This is a genomic window from Microbacterium sp. ISL-103 (assembly GCF_018613995.1).
Lineage (GTDB): Bacteria > Actinomycetota > Actinomycetes > Actinomycetales > Microbacteriaceae > Microbacterium.
Map to the genome: position 1 here is coordinate 1 of NZ_JAGGPD010000434.1, position 2,512 is coordinate 2,512.

Consider the following 2,512-nt stretch of genomic DNA (forward strand, 5'->3'; position numbering starts at 1 on the left):
AGTTCCCCGTAGACGTGGAGGTTCTCCGGGCGGACCGTGCGTACCGCCGGTTGCGGAAGGCGGGCCTCATCGACGCCGCGCGTCTGAGCGAGATTCTCGCGTGCGTCGGCGCTTGGACGGAGGCGGCAAGTCGACCCACGGACCTTGCCCAGCGGTTCTGCGTCGCTGTCGCGCTCGCGCAGTCTTTGCGGAAGGTGGCGGCGACGCCCGGGGTGGAGGACCGTCGCGCCCACCTCATCGCCGTCGTCGAACGAACGGGGGACTGCAGGCGCTCCGCCGTCCTCGTCGATGCTCTCTGGCTACTGCTGCGTGCTGACCACTACGCCGGCATCGCGGTCGGCCGCGACGGGAAGATGGTGGGGCACGAGGATCTGCACATTCGGCTGACTACGAGTTTCTATCCCCGCACGCGGCACCTGCAGTTGACGCAGATGGTGCGCCCCGACGGCATCGGCGACCGCTTCGCTCACGCTAAACGATGGGACCGGGAGAACGACTACGTGTGCATTGCTGGACACCCGTTCACTTCTACCGGTCGCAGACTCCGCGCATCGAAGGCATCCGGCGGCTGCGGCGTTTGTGCGCGGAAGAGGGCGAGCCCGGACACCTCGCTGGCCGCAACGCACGCGTTGCTGTGTGGTGAGTGGGACTTCGAGAAGAACGGCGACATCACCCCGGAGGACGTGCTCGCCGGATCCGGAGTGAAGCGGTACTGGATCTGCGCCGCAATGGGCCACTCGTTCGAGGTGTCACCGAACGCGAGGACCACGTCCGGCGTCGGGTGCGGATACTGTGCGAACCTCCTCGTCGACGACACGAACTCCCTGCGGGCCACGCACCCGGATATCGCGGCCGAGGTCAATGAGGCGCTGAGTGGGGGACGCACGGCCGATAACGTCGTCGCGGGCTCCGAGTACACGATGACCTTCACCTGTTCCCGGGGGCACGACTATGAGACGACGCCGGCGAACCGAACCCGCGGTTCGCAGTGCCTGGTGTGCACTCACCAGGTGGTGCACCCGAGCACGTGCCTGGCAACTGTGGCGCCGGACATCGCGGCCATGTGGCACGAGACCCTGAACGGCGACCTCACCCCGTGGGACGTGTTCCCCGGGTCGATGGACAAGGCATGGTGGAAGTGCCCGAACGGATGCGACTACGACGGGGCCATCGCCAAGCGCGTCGCGGGCGTCGGATGCCGCTACTGCTCGAACCGCGCCGTCAGCAAGAAGAACTGCATGCGCGCGACCAGGCCGGATTTGACAGCCGAGTTCCACCCCTGGAAGAACAACGAGCGGACTCCGGACAACGTCGTGGCCGGCACCAGACACAAGCTGTGGTGGCTGTGCATCCCGCACGGTCACGACTGGGAGGTCTCCGGCGACAACCGCGTACGCCAGGGGACGGGGTGCCCGTACTGCAGCGGCAAGAAGGTGTGGGTGGGGTTTAACGACATGGCAACAACGAGGCCTGACATGGCAGCGGAGTTCTCGCTTTCCCGCAACGGCGACCTCACTCCTCAGGACGTGGTGGCCGGAACCGGCAAGCGCATTTGGTGGGAATGCCAGACCTGCGGGCACGAGTGGCCGTCGACCGGGGACTCGCGAGCGAATAGCAAGCGGGGGTGCAAGGAGTGCGCGCGTCGACGCAACTGAGATGTAGGTGGCTCATCCGGAGTCTGGCGCTGCTATTGGGCTGCGAAGCAGAGGAGCGACTCCGCGCATCCGTTCAGCCCGCCCGATGGGCCGCCGAGCGGGCTTTGGTCCTACAGCGGCTCATGCCGAATTGTGTCGCGCATAGGGCAACCGTCCCACACCGAACTACTGAAGGAATCATGACATGACTGCCGCAGTCGCCACTGTTCTCGACCGAATCACCCGCGAGTTTCCGGGGGTGAGTGTTCGAGAACTCGAGATCAGCGAAACTAACCACTTCGAGCGCGACCTTCTCATCCGGCGCGTGCGCGAACGCGACGGAGCTTTCCTCCTGCAGACCACCCGCACCGACTTCGAGGTGGAAAGGTCCGCAACGGTCGACGAGATGGCTGAGATCGCGGTCGGGGCCGTCAGCGGCTTCGGCTCAGCGCTCGGATCCGTAGCGCTGTCGCTGCGGTTCGAACGCAGCAAGGCGGCGAACAGCTGGAAGCCGAACACGCTCTACGGGGTGATGGTCGTTCTGCCCTCGCACTCTTGATAGAGGCGACCGCGCTCTCTGCCCGCACGTCGATGGCGACGATGAGTTGCTCGTGGTCGATGTAACCGGAGGCGGCAGGGCGCGGAAGGGCTTCAGCAAACGGGCAGCGACTGCTTGCACAACACCTCGAACTGAGAAGTCGGAGGCGCAGGGGTCTGTCTTCTTGGCGGAAACTAGTTGGGGGCGCCGAGCGTCCGCCTCGCGACGTCGATGGAGCGGAGCGCGGCGTCCTTAGTGTGATGGCCTTCGCTCAGTGCGAGCATCTCGCCATTCCCGGCTTTCACGCGCCCTCGATATTCTCCGGCACGGTCGCGGTACA

3 protein-coding genes are annotated in these 2,512 nt (G+C 65.6%); 2 read left to right on the top strand and 1 reads right to left on the bottom strand.

Features of this window, described 5'->3' with window-relative positions; translation table 11 throughout:
- Both J7E68_RS15195 and J7E68_RS15200 read left to right on the top strand, forming a co-directional pair.
- Nucleotides 1-1,655: zinc-ribbon domain-containing protein (locus J7E68_RS15195; RefSeq protein WP_215173981.1), on the top strand; the 1,655-nt coding region annotated here is incomplete at its 5' end.
- A gap of 184 nt (nt 1,656-1,839) precedes the next feature.
- Nucleotides 1,840-2,193, top strand: a complete 354-nt coding sequence (locus tag J7E68_RS15200; protein ID WP_215173983.1) for a hypothetical protein — start codon at nt 1,840-1,842, stop codon at nt 2,191-2,193.
- A 173-nt stretch (nt 2,194-2,366) separates the two neighbouring features.
- Here the strand turns inward: J7E68_RS15200 and J7E68_RS20185 are convergent.
- Nucleotides 2,367-2,512, bottom strand: a 146-nt coding sequence (locus tag J7E68_RS20185) for a DUF1508 domain-containing protein (protein WP_215173985.1), incomplete at its 5' end; no start/stop codon positions are given.

Excerpts from the sequence above, each read along its gene's own strand:
- J7E68_RS15200 (WP_215173983.1), top strand. The coding sequence starts at position 1,840 with ATGACTGCCGCAGTCGCCACTGTTCTCGACCGAATCACCCGCGAGTTT.